Annotated in this window: 3 protein-coding genes; all 3 read right to left on the bottom strand. The window is 47.8% G+C overall.

Annotated elements, in window-relative coordinates:
- Positions 1–723 (bottom strand): type I-C CRISPR-associated protein Cas7/Csd2 (gene cas7c / locus ABGY95_RS09775; RefSeq protein WP_347441495.1); only part of this gene is annotated, 723 nt, incomplete at its 3' end.
- A gap of 30 nt (positions 724–753) precedes the next feature.
- The gene (cas8c, locus tag ABGY95_RS09770) at positions 754–2,529 is read right to left on the bottom strand and encodes a type I-C CRISPR-associated protein Cas8c/Csd1 (protein WP_347441494.1); all 1,776 of its coding nucleotides are present in this window, start codon (positions 2,527–2,529) and stop codon (positions 754–756) included.
- Positions 2,526–2,983, bottom strand: a 458-nt coding sequence (gene cas5c / locus ABGY95_RS09765) for a type I-C CRISPR-associated protein Cas5c (protein WP_347441493.1), incomplete at its 5' end; no start/stop codon positions are given. The genes cas8c and cas5c, both read right to left, overlap by 4 nt.

The raw sequence follows: 2,983 nt of genomic DNA, 5'->3' as shown, positions 1-2,983 counted from the left end.
GGATTTGTGTTTGAAAACTATGAGTCTGCGAGCATTCATACTACCTGCTGGGCGGCCGGCAGATTGGTCGAACTGGAAGGCGTTTTCTAGTCCAGTGAAAAGGAGTTCGAGGTCGTCGTCACTAAAGCCTGTTTGTTCCGCTAGGAAGGGGTTGATGAAGCCGTGCGAGCGATAGAGTCCGTAGGGGATCGTAAACTTACGCCCCATTGTGCGTTCTTTCTCGATGTCTTTTTCGTTGGTCACAGAGGAACGCGTGATAGCGTGCTCGCTGGCGACGATAGGGTCGATTGAGCGGGCAAAGGATAGCTGAGCTGGGCCACGGACTTGGCCGCAGTTTACGGCTGTGGACATGACGGCTCCGAAGGTGCGGACGTCATAGAAATTCTGACACATCCAATCTCTGGCTGCGTTTTTGATTTCAGGTTTGGGCTTTTTCTTCTTATCTGTCTTTAGATCGTCATCTGTAGCAATGCCTTTTTCTTTAAGGGCTGTATAGGCTTCATCGTGTTGGTTATTGTGAACAGCAAGCTCTTTGAAATAAATGTTCTGACCTGGTTGTGTTGTTTGAATAAAATTGCGAACTTTGCGTTTGATGCAAACATCGGTGACAAGGCCTTGGCCTGTTTCGGCGTCAATGCGTGGGAGGTTGCCTGCGTCCGGGTCACCATTAGGGTTGGCGTCGTTAGCGTCGAAGAGGTAGATGAAGTCGTATCGGTTGTTCATAGTTTATGTGTTTTAAAGTGTTATTATTATTTATTTAGATTCTTGTGTCTCTGATGTGATAGAGGATTTCTTCGTGAAGAGAGCTTTACGCTGGTGGTAGTAGCCTATGGCGAATTTGCCTTGGTCTTTGAGGTTGAGGTGAGATGGGAACTCGGTCAGTTCTCCAATGATATCTTGGATAAGACGTTCCCTTACAACTTTCTGACCGCCATTGAGTTTGGCTAAATGGTGAGGGTAGGTGCGGAGTATGCGTGGAAATACTGAGGCTGGCGTGGCGGATGCGCTGCTGTAGAATTTGTCTTTGAGACCAGCATTGAGGTCGCCAAGTGCATCGCCTTGAGTTTTTTCTAGTGCGGAGAATAATCTTCCTAATAGATAGGCAGGTTCTTTGTTTTCTATGTCTAACATGGTGGTCATAGTTTGTTTGTGATTTCTGGTGAGCACGCCTTTGATGACGGAGGCCCGGAAGTAGTTAATTGTTCTATCTGCTCGGATGCGGCGGAGGACTGCTGAGTAGAGATCTTCAGGATATGGTGTGTTATCGAGAACGGCGCGCATGAGTGAGCCGGCTAGTAGCGGAGGAATCGTATCATAATCAATTTTACCAGAGGACCGTTTAGTTGCAGTTTGCTCGAGTAATCTGCTATTTGATGGTAATTCCGGTTCTGAGTTGTATTGACGAATAATTGAAATGTCATCGTGGTGCGCTCTAAGATTGGCAACGAACTCGGCGATCGTGGACTGATGGAAAAAGCGCACGGAGAGCCTAGCGGCATTCGGAGCTAGGCCGAGGATGTAGAAATGGTTGCTCCGAGTGTCCTCCCCAAGCTCGTCGAGCACCTGAGTTCCTAGGTGGAGGGACTTGAGGAAAATTTCTACTTTCGAACGTGCTGATTCGTCTTGAGTTTCAGGTGTGTTTGATCCGTCCGAGAAGAAAAAGGATGCAGCGTCTTCCACTGTGGAAGGCTGCTCAGTCCAGAACACACAGGTCGTGTCGCAGATTCTAATTCGGTGTTTGTTGGATTTAGGACCGTTAAGCAGGGAATTGAGAGCTGTGCTGTATTTGAAAGCTGCTTGTTCGGAGACGGGAGCGTTGAAAGATTGATCCTTGCAGTACGAGTCATACGACCTGTCGTTAAATGATACTAGGCTTTGCTCTGCTTGCCCTCCTACTACACCTTTGATCTTTGAGTGAAGTCTCGCAATTGGAGCGTTTTCACCAGTAATTAGACATTGAGATGTTGTTCTAGAGCTTGTCGACTGTTGGCCATCCCACCAAGACTTGACCTTAGGAAGTTGGTCTATTGGTAAGGTCGCCCCCTGTATTTCGAAATAACCGAAACCGTTTTGAAGGAAATCATCTTTATCCTGCTGTGAAAGATACTCTGCAGCTTTTTCGATAGACCAATTTCTAAGGAACTTGCAGACGGAGGAGAAGTCTGAATCATCAATTTGAGTTTCTGCATTGAGGAGTTTATCTCGGAACGCGGTGAACTTTTTTTCTAACTTTACTGGGTCTTTTTCTTTAGTGTCATACCCAAGTGAGTATAGTGACTTGTCACATAAGAAGTATGGCTTAATGCCACTGCTTCTGGCCCCCTCAAAGCCAAGGCATAGGCGTTGCTGGCTCCTTAGCTTCCCTTTCGCATCAGTTAAACGAGCGTCTGTAATGTCGAATAACTCACCCGAGGGCTTGAGAATTATTCGGAACGTAATTTGCTGAGGGGCGTAACCAGGCTTGGCAATTTCATAGGCTGGGTCATCAGCAAGGCGATCGTAGAGTTTGTAAAGAGATTGCAGGATCATGACAGGGTGAACTCAGAGATTTCGGATTGGAAAGGAGGAACGGTGATGACGCCATCGTTCATCTGGGCGCGAAAGAAATGGGGAGTGGTAGATTTCACCTTCTTTGTGCGGGAGTCTTGATCGAATTCAATGTCGTGCAACATGAAGCCGAGGTCTTTTTTTTCACCAGTGAAACTCTCGTGTGGTACGGGAAGTTCGCCATCGATCTCGTGTAAGGTGAAGCGGGCTGGGAACTCACGGCAACCGAGGTAGGGTTGGTGAAAGGCTTGACCCTTACGAGCGCGGCGCTTGAACATTTCGAGGTGCTTTCCAGCAATCTGGTTAGCTGGGAGCTCGGCACCACCTCGCTCCATTCGACGGTCGAGGACGTCAATGTGCGCTTTGACTATGTAGCGAACTTCTTTGAGTAGGAGTGATGCACGCTGCTGGCGGCTTTCTTCGATTTGTATGCCTA

Source organism: Rubritalea sp. (assembly GCF_039830215.1).
Lineage (GTDB): Bacteria > Verrucomicrobiota > Verrucomicrobiia > Verrucomicrobiales > Akkermansiaceae > Rubritalea.
Note: the sequence above shows the minus strand (reverse complement) of the source record. Positions and strands in the feature narration are given on the sequence as shown.